We start from the raw sequence: 22,578 nt of genomic DNA, 5'->3' as shown, positions 1-22,578 counted from the left end.
CGCCGTCAGCCGGACCGCAGCGTGCTGGTTGCCAGAACGGCGAGCGACGCGACGACGGCCGCCATCCCCAGCCCCGCGACCAGGGTCAACTGCTCACCGAGCACCGCGGTCCCGAGCAGTGCCGCGACCACCGGTTCGGTGAGTGTGAGCGTCGCAACCGTTGCCGGTGGCAGCCGCCGCAGTCCGGCGGCGAATAGCAGATACGCCAGCACGGTCGGGACGATCGCCAGATACACCGCGGCCGCAGCGCCCGCCCCGGTATCGAGGCCGCCGGGCCAGGTCGCGACGAGCACGGGGATCAGGAACAGTCCACCGAGACCGAACATCTGTCCCATCGCCGCCTCGGGGCTCGCACCCGCCGCGAGCAGCGACGACCCGGCAACCGTGTAGGTGGCGTACCCGAAACCGGCGATCAGTGCAGGCAGTGCGCCCGCCAGGATCCCGGACGAGTCGGAGCCGCCGGTCGTGCCCGCCACGATCAACGCCATTCCGGCGACGGCGATGACGGTCGACACGGCCCACACCGGGCCGGGACGGTGCCGGTGCACCGCCCACTGCAGTGCGCCGGTGAATGCGGGGCCCGAACCCAGCGCGATCATGGTTCCTGCCGCCACCCCGGCGCTCTGCACACCGCTGAAGAATCCGAGTTGGTAGGCCGCGACCCCGATCCCGCCCCACACGGCGGGCACGTACCGGCGAATCCCGGCACCGCCACCGAAGCCGAGCCCGCCACGCAGCGCCGCGAACGCCGCGAGGAGCGCACCCGCGGCCACGACCCGGGCCGAGCCGACAGCCAGCGGGTCGAGGTCGTATCCGAGGGCGCGGGATGCAAGAGCCTGCGCGGTTCCCGTCGTAGCGAACAGGATCGATGCTGCGACGACCGCCGCGACTGCGGGAGTGCGGGTCAGATGAGCCACGCAGCCGCGTTCGGTGGGAGCTGCCCCTCGACGAGCGGCGCGCTGCTGAGCAGCACCTCACCGGGTGGCAGTGAGATCGGCGCGTCGGTGGCGTTGAGAGCGCAGATCAGCCCGCCGCGCCTGCGGAACGCGAAGCAGCCCGCGGGGCTTCCATACCAGTCGACTCCCGGACCGGAGAACTCCGGGCGGAACGAGCGCAGTTCGAGTGCGGCCCGGTACAGCGAGAGTGTCGACGTGACGTCCTCGAGTTGCGCCTCGACGGTGAGGTCCGCCCACGCGGGGGGCATCGGCAGCCAGGGCTCGCCGGTGCTGAACGCGAACGGTGGTTCGGTGCCCTCCCACGGCACGGGCACACGGCAGCCGTCGCGGCCGCGTTCGGTGTGACCGGACCGTTCCCACACCGGGTCCTGCAACACAGAATCGGGGAGCTCGACGTTGGGCAGGCCGAGTTCGGCGCCGTTGTACAGGAACGCCGCACCCGGCAGCGCCAATTCGACGAGGATCATGGCCCGGGCGCGAGCCGTGCCGATCTCGCCGCCGCCGTACCGGGTGACTTCCCGTTCGACGTCGTGGTTCGACAGGGTCCAGGTGGGTGTCCCGCCCACCTGGTCGACTGCGGTCAGGGAGTTCTCGATCGCCTCCCGCACCGTCTCCGCCGAGAACTCGGCCTCCGCCAGCCGGAAGTTGAACCCGAGGTGCAGTTCGTCGGGCCGGATGTACTCCCCGAAGCGTTCGTTGTCGCGAACCCAGATCTCCCCGACGGCCATCGTGCCCGGGTACTCGTCGAGGACCTTGCGGATGCCGCGGTGGATGTCGTGGACCGCGGGGTTGTCGAACCGCGGATCGTCGTCCGAGTTCTGCAGCAGTTCGTTGGCGGACCAGTCGTGGTCCGGCAGACCTTCCGGCTTCGCCATGCCGTGCGCGACATCGATGCGGAATCCGTCGACGCCGCGGTCCAGCCAGAACCGGAGCGTCTTCGTGAGATCCTCGACGACCTCCGGGTTGTCCCAGTTCAGGTCGGGCTGCTCCGTCGCGAAGATGTGCAGGTACCACTGGCCGGGCTTGCCGTCGGCCTCGGTGATCCGCGTCCACGCCGGACCACCGAAGATGCTCGGCCAGTTGTTGGGCGGCTCCGCGCCGTCCTCACCGCGACCGTCGCGGAAGATGTACCGGTTCCGTTCGGGACTGCCCGGCGGCGACGCCAAGGCTTCGCGGAACCATTCGTGCTCGACGCTGGTGTGATTGGGCACCAGGTCCATCGTCACCTTGATCTGGCGCGCGTGCGCGGCCTCGATCAGTGCGTCCATCGTCGCGAGGTCACCGAACAGTGGGTCGATGTCGCGGGGATCGGACACGTCGTAACCGTGATCGGCCATCGGGGAGCGCATGACCGGACTCAGCCAGAGGGCGTCGACACCGAGCAGTTCGAGGTATCCCAGCTTGTCCCGCACTCCGTGGAGGTCGCCGACACCGTCACCGTTCGCGTCGGCGAACGAGCGGGGATAGATCTGGTAGAAGACGGCGTCGGACCACCAGGGTGCCGGCTGTGTGTCGTCGGCGGACGTTTCGGCGGGAGTGCTCACAAACGCCCATCGTGCCAAACGATCGCCCGCACCACGACTCGACCGGCGTAATCGGGGCGGGGCGGTTTCAGAAGGCGGAGTTCACCATCGACGCCGCGGCCATGTCCATGTACTCGGAGAGGGCCTTGCGGTGGGCGTCGTCGAGGGTGCCGGTGTCGATCGACGCGATGGCCGTGTGCATGCACCGGAGCCAGGCGTCCCGCTCGATCGGGCCGATCTTGAACGGCTGGTGACGCATCCGCAGTCGTGGGTGGCCGCGCTCGTCCGAATAGGTGTGCGGTCCGCCCCAGTACTGCTCGAGGAACATCCGCATCCGGCGCTCGGCCGGGCCCAGGTCTTCCTCGGGGTAGAGGGGCCGCACGATGTCGTCCTTGGCGACTTCCTCGTAGAAGCGCGCGGTGAGTTTGCGGAACGTCTCCGCTCCGCCCACCGCCTCGTAGAAGGTCTGCTGCACGTCAGTCATGGCGCCTTCCATTGTGCACGTGCGGGCGCGAACGGTCTTCGTCACCGTCTGTTCACCGAATGTCCTGCATTTTTGTCGGAAATGGACGTGCACGAGCAGGCAATTCATGGTGCACTTGGTGGCAATCTCCCGGAGGTCGCATGAAGAATCGACACAGCGCCCGCGCGCACCGACAACTCGTGCCCACTGATGCCCGGAGTGCCGGGGTTTCAGGGGCGTTTGCTTTACAAGTGATCACCGAAGGCTCCGCGCACAGCGCAGAGCCTTCTTTCCCGGGCGAGAATGCGGTTCCGCTCTGGATCAAGCGCCGGGTGCTTCTCCTGAATGTCACCTACGAGCCGCTCACCGCCCTTCCTGCCCGCCGTGCCGTGGTGTTGATGACCTGCGGTAAGGCCGATACCGTCCACGAGGATCCCCAGGCCCCGGTCGTCCACTCCGAGCAGTGGTCCGTGCAGGTTCCGTCCGTGATCCGCCTCCGGAACTACGTCCGCGTGCCGTACCGCGCTCGTGTTCCGATGACCCGCGCGGCCCTCATGCACCGAGACCGGTTCCGGTGCGCCTACTGCGGCGCCAAGGCCGAGACCGTCGATCACGTGGTTCCCCGCAGTCGCGGCGGCGGGCATTCCTGGGAGAACTGCGTGGCCTGCTGCGCGCCCTGCAACCACCGCAAGGCAGACAAGTTGCTGAGCGAACTCGGCTGGACGCTCAGGGCCTCCCTGGTGCCTCCGTCGGGTCCGCACTGGCGACTGCTGGCTTCCACCAAGGACCTGCACCCGTCGTGGATGCCCTACCTCGGTGAAGGCGCCGCCTGAGCGTTCCGCGCGTCCCCTTCGCGAAGTTCGGCCCTGACGCTTCCCCTCGCACGGTTCTGGGCTACCGTTTGCGTTGTGAGCATTCTCGAGACAGTGCTGATATTCGTAGGAATTCCGGCGTTGATCACCGCCTTCTTCGCGGGGATGTCGTTCGTCGGCAAGAAGACGCCGGGCCCCGTGCCGCCCGCGTTCCACCTCGGTGAGGAATGGACGCACGCGCCGGTGCTGTGGAGCGCCGTCGACGAGGTGACCACGCACGGTCATCACGGCGGTCATCACGGCGCGCACGCCGGTTCGGCAGACCTGATTGGAGGCTCGGCAAGTGGCAAGTGGTGACCTGATTCCCGCGTCCGCGGTATCCGCGGACAATCTGCCTGTCGGCAGCGTCGTGACCTCCAGCGGTCGCATCTCGGGCGTGCACCGCGTCGGTGAGCCGTTCATCGACGACCTGCCGTTCACGACGGACGAACTCGTCCGCCTCGACGATGCCCTCACGGAAGGCACCCGCAAGACGAAGGTGCGCTTCAACGCGTACATCGGCGACCTCGGCGACGACACCGCGGCCGGCGCCGACGCGCTGTTCCCGACGACGCCCGAGGCGGAACGGTCCGTGCTCATCGCGGTCTCGCCCAACCAGCGGACGGTCGAGATCCGCAGCGGCCGGGCCGTGGCGAACCGAGTCACCGACCGGGTCGCCCAGCTCGGCGCCACCGCCGCGGTGTCGTCGTTCGGCGACGGAGACCTCATCGACGGTCTCGTGAGTGCCATCCGCGTGATGAGCGCGGCAATCGCCTCGCCGTAGAACCTCCACAGACGATCAGCGTACGCGCGGCCCGATCCGGCTCAGTCCTTGAACCGGATCGGGCCGTCGGTGTCTCACCGGGTGTCGACGACGCGGTCGGCGCTTTCGAGGGTCCGCCGGACGGCGTCGATGCCGAGTTCCATCATCTGCGCGGTCCGGCCCGCGAGAGTCGCGGGCAGGATGTCCGCGATCCAGACGAACACGGTCGCGCCGTTGCCGTCGTCGCTCACCTGGGCGGAGGCATGGTGATGCAGGTAGGGGCCGTCGACGATCGACCAGGCCAGGCGGCGCGCATCCTCGTCGCACGAGACGAGGCGCTCTCGGACGACGGAACCGTCGAAGAACGTGATGACCCGGTCACCCCGGTCGATCACCGAAGCGGTGACGAAACCTGCGGCGAGCCGCGTGTGCAGCGCACCCCAGTCGCGCAGAGCGTCCCACGCGGCAACGGGTGTGACATCGATGTGGGTGGACTCGTAGATGTATGCCATGACTGCAGCCTGCCGCGGGGAATGCCGTGAGGATTGAAGATTCTTGCAGGCCACCGCATGTGCGGGAAGGTGTCGGGCCCCGCGGGTAGCGTCCCGGTTGTGGCGGTGAGCGAGGTCGCACGTCTGCCGGGCGTGAACGTCTGGGCGGTGGACTGCTGCGCCGTGCACCCGGGCTGGTCGGGCGTGGAGGTGCGGGACGATCACCGGATCGTGCTCGTCCGCGGCGGCCGATTCCTGCGCCGGATCGGCAGACACGAGTCGATGGCCGACCCGACCGTCGCGTACGTCGGAACACCGGGCGAGGTGGAACAATTCGCGCACCCCGCCGGGGGCGACCGGTGCACGTCGATCAGTGTCCGGCCCGAGCTCTGGCGTGCGGTCGCCGGTGAGCGCTGGACGCTCGGCCGTTCGGACGTGTACGTCGATGCTCGCGTCGACCTTCTTCATCGACGCCTGCTCCGTGCCGGCCGGACCGGCGACGTCCACTTCGCCCTCGCCGAGCAGGTGGTCCGGCTCGTTGCGGTCGCCGCGCTCGCCGCATCGCGGGGACGGTCGTGTGCACACCGGCGCGGCGGCCTGCCGGACGACGCGGTGGCCGCCGCCGCCCGCGCGGCGGTCCTCGACGACGAGCCCGGTGCGGACGGACTGATACCGCTCGCCGAACGGTTCGGCGTATCACCGTTCGCGCTCAGTCGTGCGTTCAGTGCCGTCATGGGCGTCTCGCTCACCAGGTATCGCAACAGGGTTCGGGTCGGGCGGGCGCTCGAGCGGTTCGAGAACGGCGACCGGGACCTCGCCGGTCTCGCCGCCGACCTGGGATTCTCGGATCAGGCGCACATGACCAGGACCATTCGAGCCCACCTCGGCGAGACACCCACCGCACTGCGAACGCTGTTGTCGGTCTGACGACCCTCGACTTCTGTCGGTGGTCGATGCGAACATATGTTCGTGTCCGATTCGCCGCGCCCCCGCATCTCGAGTGGCGCCGAGGCGACCATCCTGCACGCCGACCTCGACGCGTTCTACGCCTCGGTGGAGCAGCGGGACGACCCCTCACTGCGAGGTCGTCCGGTGATCGTCGGCGGCGGCGTCGTGCTGGCAGCGAGCTACGAGGCGAAGGCCTACGGGGTGCGCACGGCCAGTAGCGGTGCGCAGGCGCTGCGCCTGTGCCCGCACGCCGTCGTGGTGCGCCCCCGAATGTCGGCGTATGCGGCCGCGAGCAAGGCGGTGTTCGAGGTCTTCGGCCGGACGACGCCGCTGGTCGAGGGACTGTCGATCGACGAGGCCTTCCTCGACGTCGCCGGTCTCCGCAAGATCGCGGGCGCGCCGGTCGACATCGCGGCGCGCCTGCGCTCCGACGTCCGCGAGCAGGTGGGGTTGCCGATCACGGTCGGCGTCGCGAGAACGAAGTTCCTCGCCAAGGTCGCCAGCGCGGTGGGCAAGCCCGACGGACTGTTGCACGTGCCGCCGGACCGCGAGATCGAGTTCCTCCATCCGCTGCCGGTCGAAAGGCTGTGGGGAGTCGGGGCGGTGACGTCGGGCAAGCTCCGTGACGCCGGAATCGCGACCGTCGGCCAGCTCGCCCACTATCCCGAAGAGCTGCTCGTGACCATCGTCGGACCCGCGGCGGGCCACCACCTCCACGCGCTCGCCTGGGCACGCGACCCGCGTCCCGTGCAAGTGGGGCGCAGGCGGAGATCCGTCGGCGCGCAGCACGCCCTGGGGCGCAGACCCACATCGAGGGAGGACGTGGACGCCGCCCTGGTGACGTTGGTCGACCGGGTGGCGGGCCGGCTGCGCCGCGGCAAGCGGGTGGGGCGCACGGTGGTGCTCCGGCTCCGGTTCGACGACTTCACCCGGGTCACGCGGTCACACACTCTCGCGCAGCCGTCGGCGCAGACGCAGACGATCCTGACCACGGCCCGCGGCCTGCTGAGCAACGCGATGCCGATGATCGAACGCAAGGGCATCACCCTGGTGGGAATCGCGGTGGCCAACCTCGAGGACGACTGCCCGCAACAGCTGGCGCTGCCGTTCGACCCGTACACGAGCAGCACTCTCGACAGCACGCTCGACAGCCTCCGTGACCGCTTCGGTTCCTCGGCGGTCACCCGCGCGGTGCTGCTGGGCCGGGATCAGGGTGTGACCGTGCCGATCCTGCCGGACTAGGCCGGCAGGATCGGCACCGATCAGCTCGCGTCGAACTTCCGGGCGGCCAGCGACCGGACGATCCCGGCGCGGCCCTCGACCACCAGGCGGCGCAGGGCCGGCGGGTGGTCGCCGGCCAGGAATGCGTCGGCTGCCGCCACGGATTCCTCGCTGATCGACCACGACGGGTACAGACCCACCACGACGGTCTGCGCGACCTCGCTCGAACGTCGCTCCCACACCGCGGGAATGTCCGCGAAGTAGCGGGCTACGTACGGTGCGAGGATGTCGGACTGGCCGTGACCGGCGAAGGCGCCGATGATGGAGCGGGCGGTGATGTTCGGCACGGAATCGTCGCCGACCACCCGGTTCCAGGCCTGTTCCTTCACCGCGGCCTGCGGGCGGACGGTGGCCGCGGCGGCGGCGTTGCGGGCACCTGCCGCGGTGGGGTCGCGTTCGGCTTCGGCGTCGATGAACGGCGTCTCGATGCCCTCGGCGTCGATCTCACCGGCCCCTGCGAGTGCGGTGACGAGACGCCAGCGCAGGTCCGTGTCGACGACGAGCCCCGGCAGCCCGACCGTCTCGGGTGCGGCGTCGAGCAGTTCCTGCAGCACCTCGGTGTGCCACGCCGACAGTTGCGCCCCCGCCAGCGCGTTGACGAACGCCAGCTGATGATCCGAACCCGGCTCGGCTTCCCGCGCCAGTTCGAGGAGCCGGTTCGCGAAGTCCGGCCAGCCGTGTTCCTTGGCCCACGCGGGTTCGGCGTAGCTGTGCAGCGCGGTCTGGGCCTGCATCAGCAGCCGCTGGACGACGCCGACCTCCGTTTCGGCGCCGACGCCGCGCTGCACGAGGGCGACGAAGTCCCGCGCCTTGAGTTCGGCCTGACGCGTCATCTCCCACGCCGCCGACCACACCAGGGTGCGGGGGAGCGGCTCGTCGATGTCGCCGATGCGGTCGATGGCGGTGGCGAGCGAATCGGGATCGAGTCGCAGCGAGCAGTACGTGAGGTCGTCGTCGTTGACGAGGATCAGCTGTCCGCGCTCGACGCCGACGAGTTCGGTGACGTCGGTGCGTTCGGTGGCGTCGAGGTCGAGTTCCACCCGCTTCGTGCGCACGAGTTTGCCGTCCCGGTCGTCGTACACGCCGACGGCGACGCGGTGTACCCGTCGCTCCCCGGCACCCGGCGCGGCGCCGGCCTGCAGCACGGCGAACCGGGTGAACTTGCCGTCCGCGTCGACGTCGAAGTCGGGGCGCAGGATGTTGAGCCCGGTGGTCTTGAGCCACTGGGCTCCCCAGTCGGACAGATCGCGGCCCGAGGACTTCTCGAGTGCGCCGAGGAGGTCGTCGAACGTGGCGTTGTCGAAGGCGTGGTCGCGGAAGTAGTCCCGCAGGCCGGACAGGAAGGGGTCGAGCCCGACGTACGCGACGAGCTGCTTGAGGACGGAGGCGCCCTTCGCGTACGTGATGCCGTCGAAGTTCACCTCGACCGCGGCGAGGTCCGGGATGTCGGCGGCGATGGGGTGGGTGGACGGCAGCTGATCCTGCCGGTACGCCCACGACTTCTCGACGTTGGCGAACGTGGTCCACGCGTTGGTGTATTCGGTGGCCTCGCTCTGGCAGAGCACGGAGGCGAACGTCGCGAAGGACTCGTTGAGCCACAGGTCGTCCCACCAGCGCATGGTGACGAGGTCGCCGAACCACATGTGCGCCATCTCGTGCAGCACGGTCTCCGCGCGCCGCTCGTACGACGCCCGCGTGACCTTGGACCGGAAGACGTAGTCCTCGAGGAACGTCACGGCGCCGGCGTTCTCCATTGCGCCCGCGTTGAATTCGGGGACGAACAGCTGGTCGTACTTCCCGAACGCGTAGGGGGTGCCGAAATTGCGGTGGTAGAACTCGAAGCCCTGCTTGGTTTCCGTGAACAGGCGCTCGGAGTCCATGTGCTTCCCGAGGGAGGCGCGGCAGTAGATCGCGAGCGGGATGTCGCCGTGCTCGTCGGAGTAGTTGTCGGTCCACTCCGCGTACGGGCCCGCGATGAGCGCGACGAGGTAGGTGCTCATCTTCGGTGTGGTGCGGAAGATGTGGCGGCCGGGTTCCGCCGCCACCGTCTCGACGGTCGCCGAGTTGGAGATCACCTTCCAGTCGGCGGGGGACGTGACGTGCACGTCGAACGTCGCCTTCAGATCGGGCTGATCGAAGCAGGCGAACATGCGCTTGGCGTCGGCGGTCTCGAACTGCGAGTACAGATACACCGCACCGTCGGTCGGGTCCACGAACCGGTGTAGCCCTTCACCGGTGTGCGAGTACGCGCAGTCGGCCTCGACCACCAGTTCGTTGCGGTCCGCGAGTTCGGTGAGTGTGATGCCGGTGGACTCGTCGTAATCCGACACGTCGACGGGGGAGCCGTTCAGCGTGGCCGAATGCACACGGGCCGCAACGATGTCGACGAACGTGGATGCGCCAGGGGTGGCCCCGAACGTGACGGTGGTGCGGGAGGAGAACGTCTCGACTCCGGGCTGACCTGTCCCGTCGGTGAGGTCGAGTTCGATCAGATAATTGTCGACGGTCAGCAGTCCGGCTCGTTCGGCTGCCTGTTCGCGGGTCAGGTTCGGTGGGGCCACAGAGGTCTCCTCGTGATCGGCGGCGGTGCTCGTACTCGATGCTGCCATCCCATCACGAGTGGGACCGGGGTGTTAACCGGACAGGTCGGTCAACGGCACCGCGGGGTCGGCCAGGCGGTCGGGATCGATCGGGGCGGACGAGGACACCAGTTGCTTGATCTGATCGGTGACATCCCAGATGTTGACGTTCATGCCCGCGAGGACGTGGTTGTCGGCGTCGAGCCAGAAGGCCACGAACTCGCGTGCGGCGAAATCGCCACGTACGACCACCCGGTCGTACGAATCGTGCGGGGCGTACCCCACGTACTCCATGCCCAGATCGAACTGGTCGGTGAAGAAGTAGGGCAGATTCCCGTATTCGGCCGCGTGTCCGAGCATGGTGGCGGCGGCCACGGCCGGCTGGTTGAGCGCGTTCGCCCAGTGCTCGACCCGGATTCGGGTGCCGAGTTGCGGATGCCACTGCGCCGCGATGTCGCCCACCGCGACGACGTCGGGGTCGCTGGTCTGCAACCCGGCGTCGACGAGGATCCCGCCGTCGACGTCGAGTCCGGCCCGTTCTGCGATCTCGATGTTGGGTGCCGCGCCGACGGCGACGAGGACGGCGTCGGCGGGCAGGACGGTGCCGTCGCCCAGCCGAACCCCGGTGGCCTTGCCGTCCTCGACGACGATCTCCTCGACCGTGGCGCCGAGATGCAGTTGTACGCCGTGCTCGCGGTGGAGTTCGGCGAAGACCGAGCCGATCTCGGGGCCGAGGGAGCCGAGGAGGGGAACTTCGGCGGCTTCCACCACCGTCACGTCGGCGCCCTTCTCCCGTGCGGAGGCTCCCACCTCGAGGCCGATCCAGCCGGCGCCGATCACCACGAGTCGTCGGCCACCGGCGACCGCGTCGATGAGCTTGTCCGATTCGTCGATGGTGCGGAGGTAGTGGACGCCCTCGGCGTCGGAACCGGAGATCGGTGGGCGGCGTGAGCGTGAACCGGTGGCGAGTGCGAGCTTGTCGTATCCCAGCGTGGACCCGTCCGGCAGCGTCACGGTGTGGGCGGTGAGATCGAGGGCGGTGGCGGTGGTGCCGAGTCGCAGGTCCACGTGATGGTCGCGGTACCAGTCACCGTGGTGGACGGTGAAGTCGCCGAGCGCCTTCTTCCCGGCGAAGTGTTCCTTCGACAGCGGAGGCCGCTCGTAGGGTAGATGTTCCTCTTCCGACAGCAGGACGATCGATCCGTCGAAATCCTTGTCACGCAATGCTTCTGCCGTCTTCGCTCCGGCGAGGCCGCCGCCGACGACGACGAACGTGCGAGTGGAGGACATGTGAGGATGCTCCCTTCCGGTCGACCACTTTCGACCCTACTGCCGCGAGCAGGGTCTCCGGGAAGGATTCCCGGCAGGGAGGTGTTGACTGGACGGGAATGTGTACATCACCGAGAAGGAGCAACACGTGAGTGCTGGGACGAACGCCGGGACCGCAAAGGACGTCGCTGATTTCTGGTTCGACCCGCTGTGCCCGTGGTGCTGGATCACCTCGCGATGGATCCTCGAGGCCGCGCAGGTGCGGGACCTGGATGCGAACTTCCACGTGATGAGCCTGGCCGTCCTCAACGAGGGCCGGGATCTGCCGGAGGAATACCGCGAGCTCATGACCAAGGCGTGGGGTCCGGTGCGGGTGCTGATCGCGGCCGCACAGAAGCACGGCGACGAGATCCTGCTGCCGCTGTACACCGCGATGGGGACGCTCATCCACAACGAGGGCAACAAGGACTTCGGCGACGTGATCGTCAAGTCGCTCGCCGAGGTCGGGCTGCCGGCCGAACTGGCCGAGGCCGCCGAATCGGAGGAGTACGACGCCGCACTGCGTGAGAGTCACGCCGCAGGCATGGACGCCGTGGGACCCGATGTCGGAACGCCGACCATCCACGTCAACGGTGTCGCCTTCTTCGGCCCGGTCCTGTCGCGCATCCCCCGCGGCGAGGACGCGGGCAAGGTGTGGGACGGTGCGGTCGCGCTGGCCGGCTACCCGCACTTCTTCGAGCTCAAGCGCACCCGGACCGAGGATCCTCAGTTCGACTGAGCCCGGTCCCGGGTGCGGTCACCGAGTGACGGGCCCGGCCGGGTCGGCCGCGTACTGCAGTTGCTGCGGGTCGCGGTAGATCTGGCCGGGTTTCACGAACAGGTGACCGTGCCGGGTCCTGTTCCGCAGGGCGGCGGCGCGCCAGGTGAGCACCGGATGTCCCGACAGCAGATTCACGAACCACGGGAAGAATCCGCGTTCGGTGGTGGCCCGGTCGGCGAGTTCGTCGAATCCGACGATGCTCACGAGATACTTGCCGGCACCGAGAACGCCCATCGCGCCGCGGGCGCCCTGCGGCCGGACGCAGTAGCCGTGGTTGTCTGCGGTGTATTCCATCGATCGGAACAGGGCCGATCCGACGACAGGAATGTAGTTGGCGGCGAACTGTCCCAGTTGCCGCCAGTAGGAGGCGTGACCGGCCGCGATGTGACCGACCTCGTGGCCGATGATGAAGGCGAGGGCGTCGGGCTCGCGGGCCTCGCCGCCGATCTCGAACAGATCGCTGTACACGACGACGAAGCGGCGGAAGCCGTGTCCGGACGCGAACGCGTTGATCCGGCCGTTCCCGAGCACGACGTAGGCGTCGGGCGGTTCGGTCATCCCGAACCGTGCGGCCGCTTCGGCCACCATCCGGTACCCGTCGGGGAACTGGGTGGGCGTCATCTTGATCCCGTTCACCTGCTGCGAGCCGTAGAGCTGGCCGCGGCCGACGGCGATGAGGATCGGCGCGACCAGCACGATGAGCACCCACGTGGACACCACGCCCAGGAAGAGCGCCGCGATCGCCGCCACGTAGGCGACGACGGTGAGAACGACGGCCACCACGAGCAGTGGGATCTCCCACGAGTGCCGGGCGGGCCTGTCGTTCGGCATGAGGCCCGGCACGGGGACCGGCGGATTCCATCCCGTCTCGCCGCCCCACCGGTGCTGCGCGGGGGCCGGCCGATGTCCCGGAAACGGCTGTCCCCAGTTCTGTCCGTTGTCGGGATACATGCTGATCACGATAAGCGTCCCGGGCCCCTGACACGATTCGCGAGGACGCCTGACAGAATCACCAGTCATGCGCGTATACCTGGGTGCCGACCATGCCGGATTCGAACGTAAGAACGAGATCATCGAACACCTGAAGGCCGCGGGCCACGAGACCGTCGACTGCGGCGCTCACGTCTACGACGCGCTCGACGACTACCCCGCCTTCTGCATCGAGACGGCCCGTCGCGTCGTCGCCGACGAGGGCAGCCTCGGCATCGTGCTGGGCGGCAGCGGCAACGGCGAGCAGATCGCCGCGAACAAGGTGAAGGGTGCGCGATGCGCCCTGGCGTGGAGCGTCGAGACCGCGCAGCTGGCCCGCCAGCACAACAACGCTCAGCTGATCGGCCTCGGCGGGCGCATGCACTCGCTCGAGGAGTCCCTCGCGATCGTGGACGCGTTCCTCGCCGCCGAGTGGTCGAACGAGGAGCGCCACCAGCGCCGCATCGACATCCTGTCCGAGTTCGAGAAGTCCGGCGTGGCCCCGGCCCTGCCCGAGGCCTGATCGTCCTTGCCCGAAGGTCACACTCTGCACCGGCTGGCCCGGCTACACCAACGCCGGTTCGCTGGTTCGCCGGTGCGGGTGCTGAGCCCGCAGGGCAGATTCGCCGAGGACGCGGCGCTCGTCGACGGCCGCGTTCTCGTCAAGTCCGAGGCCTGGGGCAAACACCTGTGGCATCACTACGAGTCCGGACTGGTCGTGCACGTCCACCTGGGGCTGTACGGAGCGTTCACGGAATCGGCCGTTCCCATGGAACCGCCGGTCGGGCAGGTCAGGATGCGGATGGTCGGCTCCGAATTCGGCACCGACCTCCGCGGTCCGACGGCTTGTGAGGTTCTCCATCCACCGCAGGTCGCCGCCATCGAGGCGCGGCTGGGTCCGGACCCGCTCCGCAAGGACGCCGACCCCGACAAGGCGTGGAAACGCATCTCGGCGTCCAAGACGCCGATCGGGGCGCTGCTGATGGATCAGGCCGTGATCGCCGGCATCGGCAACGTGTACCGGGCGGAGGTCCTGTTCCGGCACGCCATCAACCCCGACCGGCCGGGCCGTTCGCTGTCCCGTGACGAATGGGACTCGCTGTGGGCCGACCTCGTCGCCCTGATGAAGGTCGGGGTCCGCCGCGGCAAGATGCACGTCGTCCGTCCCGAGGACGATCACGGTGATCCGGCGTATGCGAAGGACCGCCCGCGGACGTACGTCTACCGGCGGGCGGGGTCACCGTGCCGGATCTGCGGCACCCCGGTGGCCCACTCGGTCATGAAGGGCCGCAACCTCTTCTGGTGCCCGAGCTGCCAGCCCTCCTGACGGCCGGCTAGAAGTCGAACCCGCCACCGAAGTCGAACCCGCCGCCGTCGCCGCCGCCACCGAAGTCGAATCCGCCGCCGTCGCCACCGGCGTCCCCGCCCATGTCCCCGCCCATGTCGCCGCCGCCGTCGCCGCCTGCGTCACCGCCGTCGCCACCGCCGTCCGCGCCCGCGTCACCGGTGTCCTGGGACGCGTCGCCCGCTCCGCTCTCGAAGCCCTGCGCGTCGTACCCCACTCCGGACATCCCGGAGAACATCGCCGAGAACAGGAACATCGAACCGAGGCCCCACGCGCCTGCCACGAGGGCGGGCTTCCACCACGGCTCCGAGTACCAGCCGGCGGGAACCGGGCGTCCCGCGACACGGCCGCCGGGGTAGTAGTTCGGTGTCTTCGACGACGGGTTCGGCGACGCCGCGACCTGCCGCCCCTCGAACTCGACCTCGCGGTCCTCGGTGACCGCTCCCGCGGACTTCTGGCCGTCGATCGACGGAATCTCCGGGCCGGGGTCCATGCCCATGGCCGTCCGGGCGGCGCGGATGTAGTAGAGGCCCTCCAGTGCCGTCTGCTTGGCGAGGCGTGCCTGGACGGGCGTCGTGGCCTGATCGATCTGGGAGCCGGCAGCGGTGTACCGCTCGGACGCGTCGGCGAGTGCCTGCTGCGAGGCGGTGTCGGATCCGGTGAGGCTGTACACCTGTCCGCCGAGCCGTTCGATGGCCTGTCGAGCGTCCGCCTTGGCGTCCTCGAGCTGGTTCGCGGTCTGCCCGGCGCGGTTGTTGCGGCTCCTCACCACCAGGAAGGCGACCGCCGCCACGATCACGAGAATGAGTAGCAGTTCCACGGTGGGCCTCCGGAGTTCTCGCGGACCGCCGGCTGCGGGGGCCCAGCATCCACGAGTAGGGGACAAATCGGACATCTCCCAGAGTACTGACCGAAATCGTGGTTACGCGCTCGGCGAACGGGGGAGTGGTCCGATGGAGCGCGAGTGGGGCCGCGTCCGTCATTCATGTGACGCATGTCATAGCGGAGGTGGTCTCCGTGGGCGCCCCCGGACACAAAAAAGGAGCGTTCCCTGGGGTGGGAACGCTCCTGTGTGGAGGGGATGACGGGAATCGAACCCGCGTAATCAGTTTGGAAGACTGAGGCTCTACCATTGAGCTACATCCCCGTGCATACGACAACCTGGGATCGCCATGCATGTCGTCTGCGATGAGTGACTGTACCCAACCTCGCTTTGGATTTCATAATCGGGGGGCCGTAGGATTCTTCCTCGGGTCCTCGCGAGGTTGGCGAGAGCCGACGTCGACCGGGGTGTAGCGCAGCTTGGTAGCGCATCCGCTTTGGGAGCGGAGGGTCGCAGGTTCAAATCCTGTCACCCCGACCAGAACCACAGGGCAGGCAACTGCCGCACAGAAAAAGCACGACCACACGAAGGAGCCAGTCCGTGAAGAGCACCGTCGAGCAGCTCAGCCCGACGCGAGTCCGTATCAACGTTGAGGTGCCCTTCGAGGAGCTCAAGCCTGATTTCGACAAGGCCTACAAGGCCCTCGCGCAACAGATCCGTCTCCCCGGCTTCCGTCCGGGCAAGGCACCGGCCAAGTTGCTCGAAGCCCGTGTCGGTCGTGGCGCAGTCCTGGAGCAGGTCGTCAACGACGCACTCCCGTCCCGCTACTCCGAGGCTGTCACCAGCGCCTCGGTGAAGGCGATCGGTCAGCCCGAGATCGAGATCACGAAGATCGAGGACGGCGAGCTCCTCGAGTTCACCGCCGAGGTCGACGTCCGCCCCGAGATCACGCTGCCCGACTACAGCGAACTGAGCGTCACCGTCGATCCGATCGAGATCACCGACGACGCCGTCGAGGAGCAGCTGCTGTCGCTGCGTCAGCGCTTCGGCACCCTCACCGGTGTCGAGCGTGCGGTCGAGGACGGAGACTTCATCTCCATCGACCTGTCGGCCACCGTCGACGGTGAGGCCGTTCCCGAGGCCACCGCGAGCGGTCTGTCGCACGAGGTCGGTTCGGGTCAGCTCATCGAGGGCCTCGACGAGGCCGTCGTCGGCGTCAAGGCCGGCGAGTCCAAGGAGTTCACCTCGACGCTCGTCGCCGGTGACCACGCGGGCAAGGAAGCCGTCGTCACCGTCACCGTCGGCACCGTCAAGGAGCGCGAGCTGCCTGCCGAGGACGACGAGTTCGCTCAGCTGGCAAGCGAGTTCGACACCCTCGACGAGCTGAAGGCCGACCTGCGTGAGCGCGTCGGACGCGTTCGCAAGGTCGAGCAGGCCGGTCAGATCCGCGACAAGGTCCTCGAGACCCTCCTCGAGACCGTCGAGGTCCCGCTGCCCGAGGCCGTCGTCAAGGCCGAGGTCGACGCTGCACTGCACGACGCCGTGCACGGTCTCGACCACGACGAGGAAGCGCTGAACAAGCTCCTCGAGGAGCAGGGCACCAGCCGCGAAGAGTTCGACAAGGACGCCAAGGAGAGCGCCGAGCGCTCGGTGAAGACGCAGCTGCTGCTGGACGCCATCGCCGACGCTTCCGACGTCACCGTCGGCCAGGACGAGCTCACCGAGCGCATCCTGTTCCAGGCGCAGCGCTACGGCATGGCGCCCGAGCAGTTCATCCAGCAGATCCAGCAGGCCGGTCAGCTCGGCGCCGTCTTCGCGGACGTGCGGCGCGGCAAGGCTCTCGCCGGTGTCGTCGAGCAGGCCACCGTCACCGACACCTCGGGTGCCGCTGTCGACACCGCCGAACTGTTCGGCAACGGTGAGGCCGAGACCGAGGAGGCTGCGTCCACGGACGAGGCTGCGTCGGATTCCGCCGAGGGCGAAGACCAGAAGTAATGCTGGTCGCGGGATGTTTTTCTCGCGTTCGGCTGTGAGTTGTTTTCCGCTTTGAGCGAAGTAGGGCGGCACCGGGACTCCGGTGCCGCCCTCCTTCGTTAGTGTCTGTGTCAGCAATCAACGATTTACGGAGAAGGCAGGTACCGTGACTTCCAATCACCTGGAGACTTTGCAGAGTCCCGCCATGACTTCAGCCACCGCTGGGTTGAACCTCAGCGACTCGGTGTACGAACGCCTGCTGCGCGAGCGCATCATCTTCCTCGGTACCCAGGTCGACGACGACATCGCGAACAAGCTGTGCGCTCAGATCCTGCTGCTGTCGGCAGAGGATCCCGGCCGGGACATCTCCCTCTACATCAACTCGCCCGGCGGCTCGGTCAGCGCCGGCATGGCAATCTTCGACACGATGCAGTTCGCCGAGTGCGACGTCGCGACGTTCGGAATGGGTCTGGCCGCATCGATGGGCCAGTTCCTGCTCTCCGCCGGGGCCAAGGGCAAGCGTTACGCGCTCCCGCACGCGCGGATCATGATGCACCAGCCGTCCGCCGGAATCGGTGGTACCGCCAGTGACATCGCGATCATGGCCGAGCAGTTCGCGCACACGAAGCGCGAAATGGCCGAGCTGATCGCCGAGCACACCGGTCAGACCGTCGAGCAGATCACCGCCGATTCGGATCGCGACCGCTGGTTCACCGCACAGCAGGCTCTCGAATACGGATTCGTCGACCACGTCGTCTCCCGCGCGGCGCAGGCGGGCGGGACCGGGCAGTAGCAGCCCGGCTTCCTCACTGACCGCTCCCACAAATCCCTTGGAGAACTGATGACCAACCTGTTCGATCCCCGCAGCCTGGGAGGCCAGGCGCCCGCAGGCCCCCAGTCGCGTTACATCCTGCCGTCGTTCATCGAGCACTCGAGCTACGGCGTGAAGGAGTCCAACCCGTACAACAAGCTGTTCGAGGAGCGCATCATCTTCCTCGGCGTGCAGGTGGACGACGCGTCGGCCAACGACGTGATGGCCCAGCTGCTCGTTCTCGAGTCGCTGGACCCCGATCGCGACATCACCATGTACATCAACTCGCCGGGTGGCTCGTTCACGTCGCTGATGGCGATCTACGACACCATGCAGTACGTGCGCGCCGACATCACGACGGTGTGCCTCGGCCAGGCGGCCTCGGCTGCGGCGGTGCTGCTGGCGGCCGGTAGCCCGGGCAAGCGTCTCGCCCTGCCGAACGCTCGTGTCCTCATCCACCAGCCCGCCACCGGCGGCATCCAGGGTCAGGTCTCCGACCTCGAGATCCAGGCCGCCGAGATCGAGCGGATGCGTCGCCTGATGGAGACCACCCTCGCGAAGCACACCGGCAAGGACGCCGACGTGATCCGCAAGGACACCGATCGCGACAAGATCCTCACGGCCGCCGAGGCCAAGGAATACGGAATCATCGACGACGTGCTCGAGTACCGCAAACTCAGCGCCCAGAAGTGATTTCCTGCCGCCCCGGCTCGGGCGACACGCCGTGACGGCGTGGTTGCCGCGAGCCGGGTGCGGGATCGGCAAGGCTGGCTTTCCCGGAAGATCGGTGCGCGAATCACCGACAACCAGTCGACCTCGCTCGCGATCTGCGGGTACGGTCACATAACGGGCTTTCGTTTTCGGTCGGTGCGCGCACGGCGTGGGATCGGTTCGATGGTTGCACGTAGACGAAGGAAGTAGGGACCTGACGAGATGGCACGCATCGGTGACGGCGGGGATCTGCTCAAGTGCTCTTTCTGCGGTAAGAGCCAGAAGCAGGTCAAGAAGCTCATTGCTGGGCCTGGGGTGTACATCTGCGACGAGTGCATCGACCTGTGCAACGAGATCATCGAAGAGGAGCTGGCCGAGTCCAGCGAGGTGAAGCTCGACGAGCTGCCGAAGCCGGCCGAGATCCGGGATTTCCTCGAGAACTACGTGATCGGCCAGGATGCCGCCAAGCGGACTCTCGCCGTTGCGGTCTACAACCACTACAAGCGCATCCAGGCCGGCGACAAGGGTCGTGACGCGCGCGGCGAGACGGTCGAGCTGGCGAAGTCGAACATTCTCATGCTCGGCCCCACGGGCTGCGGCAAGACGTATCTGGCTCAGACGCTGGCGAAGATGCTCAACGTTCCCTTCGCGATCGCCGATGCGACGGCGCTCACCGAAGCCGGCTACGTGGGTGAGGATGTCGAGAACATTCTCCTCAAACTGATCCAGGCCGCCGATTACGACGTCAAGCGCGCCGAGACCGGCATCATCTACATCGACGAGGTCGACAAGATCGCCCGCAAGAGCGAGAACCCGTCGATCACGCGGGACGTGTCCGGCGAGGGTGTGCAGCAGGCTTTGCTGAAGATCCTCGAGGGCACGCAGGCCAGCGTGCCGCCGCAGGGTGGTCGCAAGCACCCGCATCAGGAGTTCATCCAGATCGACACGACGAACGTCCTGTTCATCGTGGCAGGCGCATTCGCCGGCCTCGAGCGGATCGTGTCCGATCGCGTGGGCAAGCGCGGCATCGGTTTCGGTGCCGAGGTGCGGTCCAAGGCGGAGATCGACACGCAGGACCATTTCGCCGAGGTCATGCCGGAAGACCTGATCAAGTTCGGGCTCATCCCCGAGTTCATCGGCCGTCTTCCCGTCGTGGCGTCGGTGACGAACCTCGACAAGGAATCGCTCGTCCAGATCCTGTCCGAGCCGAAGAACGCACTGGTCAAGCAGTACAACCGGTTGTTCGACATGGACGGCGTGGAGTTGGAGTTCACCACGGACGCGCTCGAGGCCATCGCCGACCAGGCGATCCTCCGCGGTACCGGCGCTCGTGGACTGCGCGCCATCATGGAGGAAGTCCTCCTCCCGGTCATGTACGACATCCCGAGCCGTGACGATGTCGAGAAGGTCGTGGTCAGCGCCGAGACGGTCAACGACAACGTGCTTCCCACCATCGTTCCGCGCAAGCCGGAGCGGGGAGAACGCCGAGACAAGTCCGCCTAGGCGGGAGCGCGCTGTATCCTGGGTGCGAACTAACTCACTAGTTCGTACAAATGGAGGTAATGCGCGCGATGACCGCTCCCGGACCGATCTTTGTTCTCAACGGACCCAACCTGAACCTGCTGGGTCAACGGCAGCCCGAGGTGTACGGGCGGGAGACGCTCGACGACGTCGTGGAGTTGTGCCGCACGGCCGCCGCGAAGGCCGGACGTGAGATCGTCGCGCGGCAGTCCAATCACGAAGGCCATCTGATCGACTGGGTGCACGAGGCCCGGACCACGGCGTCGGGCGTCGTGATCAACCCCGGTGGTTTCACGCATACGTCGGTGGCGCTGCGCGACGCCCTGGTGACGCTCGAGGTGCCCCTCGTCGAGGTGCACATCAGCAACGTCCACGCCCGCGAGGAATTCCGGCACCACTCGTACGTGTCCGGAGTCGCGACCGGTGTGATCGCCGGACTCGGCATCCACGGCTATGCGCTGGCCGTCGACTTCATCTGCAACAAGGGCTGACGCCGTCATGGGACGACAGGTTCGTACGAGCGTTGCCACGGTGTCCCTGAGCGGATCGCTGGAGGAGAAGGTCACCGCGATCGCGGCAGCCGGGTTCGACGGGTTCGAGGTGTTCGAACCCGATTTCGTGAGCTCGCCGTGGTCGCCGCGTGAGCTGGCTTCCCGCGCAGCGGATCTCGGACTCACTCTCGATCTGTATCAGCCGTTCCGCGATCTGGATTCCGTGGACGACACGACGTTCGCGCGTAACCTGATCCGAGCCGAGCGCAAGTTCGACATCATGGAGCAGCTCGGCTGCGACACCCTGCTGGTGTGCTCCTCGCCGTTGCCCGAGGCGGTGCGGGACGACGCCCGCCTGACCGAGCAACTCCACACTCTCGCCGAGCGGGCGCACAGCCGGGGACTCCGCATCGCCTACGAGGCGCTGGCGTGGGGGACGCACGTCAACACGTACCGGCACGCGTGGAAGATCGTGCAGGACGCCGACCATCCTGCCCTCGGCACCTGCCTCGACAGCTTCCACATCCTCTCCCGCGGCGACGACCCGTCCGGCATCCGCGACATCCCGGGGGAGAAGATCTTCTTCCTCCAACTCGCCGACGCGCCCCGCATGTCGATGGACATCCTGCAGTGGAGCAGGCACCACCGGAACTTCCCGGGCCAGGGAAACTTCGATCTCGCGACGTTCGGCGCGCACGTCCAGGCGGCCGGATACACCGGACCGTGGTCGCTCGAGATCTTCAACGACACGTTCCGGCAGTCGTCCACGGGCCGCACGGCCGCCGACGCTCACCGCTCGCTGCTCTACCTCCAGGAGGAGGTCGCACGCGTGCAGGCCGAGCACGGCGAGGACACCGGACGCGGTCTGGCCCTGTTCGAGCCGCCGCCGCGCGCACCCCTCGAAGGAATCGTGTCGCTGAGGCTCGCGGCCGGTCCCGGCAAGGATTCCGACCTTCGACAGGCGCTGCAGCACATCGGATTCCGTCTGGTGGGCCGGCACCGCAGCCACGACCTCCAGTTGTGGCGGCACGGCCGGATGACCATCGTGGTCGACGCTACCGCGGGCACCGTGTGGACCGCTCCGGGTCTTCCGGCGCACCTGCCGGTGCTCACCCAGATCGGTATCCGGTCGAGCGATCCCGACGCCTGGGGTGAGCGGGCTGCGGCGCTCGAGGTCCCGGTGCACGAGGTCCTGTTGCCCGGTGTCGACACGGCCCCCGAATCGGATGTGGTGCGTCTGAAGATCACCGATGCGACGTCGCTGGATCTGCGCGGTCCGGGCAGTGCCGCGTCGTGGCAGTCGGCGTTCGATCTGTATCCGACGGAGTCGCGCTGGCAGGACGAGGTGCCCGTGTTCACCGGGGTCGATCACGTGGCGCTCGCCGTGCCGTCCGACAACTGGGACGGCATCATGCTGCTGCTCCGTTCGGTGTTCGCGATGGCGCCGCACGAGGGCCTCGACGTCACCGACGCGGTCGGAATGATGCGCAGTCAGGCGCTGACGATGGACCAGACGGGTGCCGACGGCATCGACCGTCCGTTGCGTATTTCCCTGAACATGGTTCCGGGTGCGGTGTCGGGCAACTCCCACATCGCCGCGGCCCGGCGCGGCGGCATCAGCCACGTCGCGTTCTCGTGCACGGACATTTTCACCGCCGCCGCGACCATGCAGTCCAATGGGTTCGAGCCCCTCGTGATCTCGCCGAACTATTACGACGACCTCGAGGCCCGCTTCGGGCTCTCCCGCGAACTCCTGGACCGGATGAGCGGGTCGGGCATCATGTACGACCGCGATGCCCGAGGCGAGTTCTTCCACCTGTTCACCCAGACGGTGGGCGCCGACCTCTTCTTCGAGGTGGTGCAACGCGTCGGCGGTTACGAGGGATACGGCGACGCGAACTCTGCGATGCGTCTGGCAGCCCAGTTGCGGGCAGCCGGCTGAAAGGTCACGGCGCCCGCGGTCACGACCCCGGGCGCCGTGACGTCGGC

22 protein-coding genes and 2 tRNA genes are annotated in these 22,578 nt (G+C 67.8%); 15 read left to right on the top strand and 9 right to left on the bottom strand.

Going from position 1 to position 22,578, the window contains the following annotated elements; genetic code table 11:
- Positions 1 to 5: 5 nt before the first annotated feature.
- The 3 genes from DTA22_RS19335 to DTA22_RS19325 form a co-directional block, all read right to left on the bottom strand.
- Positions 6 to 917, bottom strand: a complete 912-nt coding sequence (locus tag DTA22_RS19335; protein ID WP_112300606.1) for a DMT family transporter — start codon at positions 915 to 917, stop codon at positions 6 to 8.
- Entirely contained in the window at positions 905 to 2,500 is a 1,596-nt protein-coding gene (locus DTA22_RS19330; protein ID WP_112300605.1) for a glycoside hydrolase family 13 protein, read from the bottom strand. Before DTA22_RS19330 ends, DTA22_RS19335 begins: the two co-directional genes overlap by 13 nt.
- A gap of 67 nt (positions 2,501 to 2,567) precedes the next feature.
- Positions 2,568 to 2,963 (bottom strand): globin, encoded by a 396-nt coding sequence (locus tag DTA22_RS19325; protein WP_005264320.1) that lies wholly within the window; start codon positions 2,961 to 2,963, stop codon positions 2,568 to 2,570.
- 140 nt (positions 2,964 to 3,103) lie between these two features.
- Between DTA22_RS19325 and DTA22_RS19320 the strand changes: the two genes are divergently transcribed.
- The 3 genes from DTA22_RS19320 (at position 3,104) to DTA22_RS19310 (ending at position 4,577) form a co-directional block, all read left to right on the top strand.
- Positions 3,104 to 3,775, top strand: coding sequence for an HNH endonuclease (locus tag DTA22_RS19320; RefSeq protein WP_167344048.1), 672 nt, complete (start codon positions 3,104 to 3,106; stop codon positions 3,773 to 3,775).
- 75 nt (positions 3,776 to 3,850) lie between these two features.
- On the top strand, positions 3,851 to 4,111 hold the full coding sequence (ctaJ, locus tag DTA22_RS19315; RefSeq protein WP_005248217.1) for an aa3-type cytochrome oxidase subunit CtaJ: 261 nt from the start codon (positions 3,851 to 3,853) through the stop codon (positions 4,109 to 4,111).
- On the top strand, positions 4,098 to 4,577 hold the full coding sequence (locus tag DTA22_RS19310; protein ID WP_112300604.1) for a DUF5130 domain-containing protein: 480 nt from the start codon (positions 4,098 to 4,100) through the stop codon (positions 4,575 to 4,577). The genes ctaJ and DTA22_RS19310 overlap by 14 nt, the downstream gene beginning before the upstream one ends.
- A 74-nt stretch (positions 4,578 to 4,651) precedes the next feature.
- Here the strand turns inward: DTA22_RS19310 and DTA22_RS19305 are convergent, their stop codons facing one another.
- A complete protein-coding gene (locus DTA22_RS19305; protein WP_112300603.1) occupies positions 4,652 to 5,068 on the bottom strand; it encodes an SRPBCC family protein in 417 nt (138 codons plus the stop codon).
- 105 nt (positions 5,069 to 5,173) lie between these two features.
- Here DTA22_RS19305 and DTA22_RS36810 point away from each other — a divergent pair, with 105 nt between their 5' ends.
- The gene (locus tag DTA22_RS36810) at positions 5,174 to 5,974 is read left to right on the top strand and encodes a helix-turn-helix domain-containing protein (protein WP_245973463.1); all 801 of its coding nucleotides are present in this window, start codon (positions 5,174 to 5,176) and stop codon (positions 5,972 to 5,974) included.
- A 36-nt stretch (positions 5,975 to 6,010) separates the two neighbouring features.
- On the top strand, positions 6,011 to 7,237 hold the full coding sequence (gene dinB, locus DTA22_RS19295; protein ID WP_112300602.1) for a DNA polymerase IV: 1,227 nt from the start codon (positions 6,011 to 6,013) through the stop codon (positions 7,235 to 7,237).
- A gap of 20 nt (positions 7,238 to 7,257) precedes the next feature.
- Here the strand turns inward: dinB and pepN are convergent, their stop codons facing one another.
- Positions 7,258 to 9,837, bottom strand: a complete 2,580-nt coding sequence (gene pepN, locus DTA22_RS19290; protein ID WP_112300648.1) for an aminopeptidase N — start codon at positions 9,835 to 9,837, stop codon at positions 7,258 to 7,260.
- Positions 9,838 to 9,909: 72 nt separating this feature from the next.
- The gene (locus tag DTA22_RS19285) at positions 9,910 to 11,145 is read right to left on the bottom strand and encodes an NAD(P)/FAD-dependent oxidoreductase (RefSeq protein ID WP_037236316.1); all 1,236 of its coding nucleotides are present in this window, start codon (positions 11,143 to 11,145) and stop codon (positions 9,910 to 9,912) included.
- Between the two features lie 127 nt (positions 11,146 to 11,272).
- Here DTA22_RS19285 and DTA22_RS19280 point away from each other — a divergent pair, with 127 nt between their 5' ends.
- Positions 11,273 to 11,902: a mycothiol-dependent nitroreductase Rv2466c family protein gene (locus DTA22_RS19280; RefSeq protein ID WP_037236505.1), complete on the top strand. Its 630-nt coding sequence runs from the start codon at positions 11,273 to 11,275 to the stop codon at positions 11,900 to 11,902.
- A gap of 18 nt (positions 11,903 to 11,920) precedes the next feature.
- Here DTA22_RS19280 and DTA22_RS19275 read toward each other — a convergent pair whose 3' ends face one another.
- Positions 11,921 to 12,904 (bottom strand): M48 family metallopeptidase, encoded by a 984-nt coding sequence (locus DTA22_RS19275; RefSeq protein ID WP_174233828.1) that lies wholly within the window; start codon positions 12,902 to 12,904, stop codon positions 11,921 to 11,923.
- Between the two features lie 58 nt (positions 12,905 to 12,962).
- Between DTA22_RS19275 and DTA22_RS19270 the strand changes: the two genes are divergently transcribed.
- Entirely contained in the window at positions 12,963 to 13,436 is a 474-nt protein-coding gene (locus tag DTA22_RS19270; RefSeq protein WP_012688320.1) for a ribose-5-phosphate isomerase, read from the top strand.
- A gap of 6 nt (positions 13,437 to 13,442) precedes the next feature.
- Positions 13,443 to 14,240, top strand: a complete 798-nt coding sequence (locus DTA22_RS19265) for an Fpg/Nei family DNA glycosylase (RefSeq protein ID WP_037236309.1) — start codon at positions 13,443 to 13,445, stop codon at positions 14,238 to 14,240.
- 7 nt (positions 14,241 to 14,247) lie between these two features.
- Here the strand turns inward: DTA22_RS19265 and DTA22_RS19260 are convergent, their stop codons facing one another.
- On the bottom strand, positions 14,248 to 15,078 hold the full coding sequence (locus tag DTA22_RS19260) for a hypothetical protein (RefSeq protein WP_037236306.1): 831 nt from the start codon (positions 15,076 to 15,078) through the stop codon (positions 14,248 to 14,250).
- Positions 15,079 to 15,331: 253 nt separating this feature from the next.
- Positions 15,332 to 15,405 (bottom strand) — tRNA-Gly (locus tag DTA22_RS19255).
- A 139-nt stretch (positions 15,406 to 15,544) separates the two neighbouring features.
- Between DTA22_RS19255 and DTA22_RS19250 the strand changes: the two genes are divergently transcribed.
- The 7 genes from DTA22_RS19250 (at position 15,545) to DTA22_RS19215 (ending at position 22,531) form a co-directional block, all read left to right on the top strand.
- Positions 15,545 to 15,621 (top strand) — tRNA-Pro (locus tag DTA22_RS19250).
- Between the two features lie 60 nt (positions 15,622 to 15,681).
- Positions 15,682 to 17,076 carry a trigger factor gene (gene tig / locus DTA22_RS19245; protein ID WP_037236304.1) on the top strand — a complete coding sequence of 465 codons (1,395 nt, stop codon included), beginning with the start codon at positions 15,682 to 15,684 and terminating at the stop codon, positions 17,074 to 17,076.
- Between the two features lie 184 nt (positions 17,077 to 17,260).
- Positions 17,261 to 17,848, top strand: coding sequence for an ATP-dependent Clp protease proteolytic subunit (locus DTA22_RS19240; protein ID WP_037236301.1), 588 nt, complete (start codon positions 17,261 to 17,263; stop codon positions 17,846 to 17,848).
- Positions 17,849 to 17,896: 48 nt separating this feature from the next.
- Complete coding sequence (locus tag DTA22_RS19235; RefSeq protein ID WP_037236299.1) at positions 17,897 to 18,559, top strand: ATP-dependent Clp protease proteolytic subunit; 663 nt, start codon at positions 17,897 to 17,899, stop codon at positions 18,557 to 18,559.
- 240 nt (positions 18,560 to 18,799) lie between these two features.
- The gene (gene clpX / locus DTA22_RS19225) at positions 18,800 to 20,080 is read left to right on the top strand and encodes an ATP-dependent Clp protease ATP-binding subunit ClpX (protein WP_005248181.1); all 1,281 of its coding nucleotides are present in this window, start codon (positions 18,800 to 18,802) and stop codon (positions 20,078 to 20,080) included.
- A gap of 68 nt (positions 20,081 to 20,148) precedes the next feature.
- The gene (gene aroQ / locus DTA22_RS19220; protein WP_037236502.1) at positions 20,149 to 20,589 is read left to right on the top strand and encodes a type II 3-dehydroquinate dehydratase; all 441 of its coding nucleotides are present in this window, start codon (positions 20,149 to 20,151) and stop codon (positions 20,587 to 20,589) included.
- Positions 20,590 to 20,596: 7 nt separating this feature from the next.
- Positions 20,597 to 22,531: a bifunctional sugar phosphate isomerase/epimerase/4-hydroxyphenylpyruvate dioxygenase family protein gene (locus tag DTA22_RS19215; RefSeq protein WP_037236297.1), complete on the top strand. Its 1,935-nt coding sequence runs from the start codon at positions 20,597 to 20,599 to the stop codon at positions 22,529 to 22,531.
- Positions 22,532 to 22,578: the final 47 nt, after the last annotated feature.

Source organism: Rhodococcus wratislaviensis, assembly GCF_900455735.1.
Lineage (GTDB): Bacteria > Actinomycetota > Actinomycetes > Mycobacteriales > Mycobacteriaceae > Rhodococcus_F > Rhodococcus_F wratislaviensis.
Note: the sequence above shows the minus strand (reverse complement) of the source record. Positions and strands in the feature narration are given on the sequence as shown.

Coding starts and splice junctions, on each gene's coding strand:
- aroQ (WP_037236502.1), top strand. CDS start 20,149: ATGACCGCTCCCGGACCGATCTTTGTTCTCAACGGACCCAACCTGAAC.
- DTA22_RS19235 (WP_037236299.1), top strand. CDS start 17,897: ATGACCAACCTGTTCGATCCCCGCAGCCTGGGAGGCCAGGCGCCCGCA.
- DTA22_RS19305 (WP_112300603.1), bottom strand. CDS start 5,068: ATGGCATACATCTACGAGTCCACCCACATCGATGTCACACCCGTTGCC.
- dinB (WP_112300602.1), top strand. CDS start 6,011: ATGTTCGTGTCCGATTCGCCGCGCCCCCGCATCTCGAGTGGCGCCGAG.
- DTA22_RS19320 (WP_167344048.1), top strand. CDS start 3,104: ATGAAGAATCGACACAGCGCCCGCGCGCACCGACAACTCGTGCCCACT.
- DTA22_RS19285 (WP_037236316.1), bottom strand. CDS start 11,145: ATGTCCTCCACTCGCACGTTCGTCGTCGTCGGCGGCGGCCTCGCCGGA.
- clpX (WP_005248181.1), top strand. CDS start 18,800: ATGGCACGCATCGGTGACGGCGGGGATCTGCTCAAGTGCTCTTTCTGC.
- DTA22_RS19240 (WP_037236301.1), top strand. CDS start 17,261: ATGACTTCAGCCACCGCTGGGTTGAACCTCAGCGACTCGGTGTACGAA.
- DTA22_RS19270 (WP_012688320.1), top strand. CDS start 12,963: ATGCGCGTATACCTGGGTGCCGACCATGCCGGATTCGAACGTAAGAAC.
- DTA22_RS19325 (WP_005264320.1), bottom strand. CDS start 2,963: ATGACTGACGTGCAGCAGACCTTCTACGAGGCGGTGGGCGGAGCGGAG.
- DTA22_RS19215 (WP_037236297.1), top strand. CDS start 20,597: ATGGGACGACAGGTTCGTACGAGCGTTGCCACGGTGTCCCTGAGCGGA.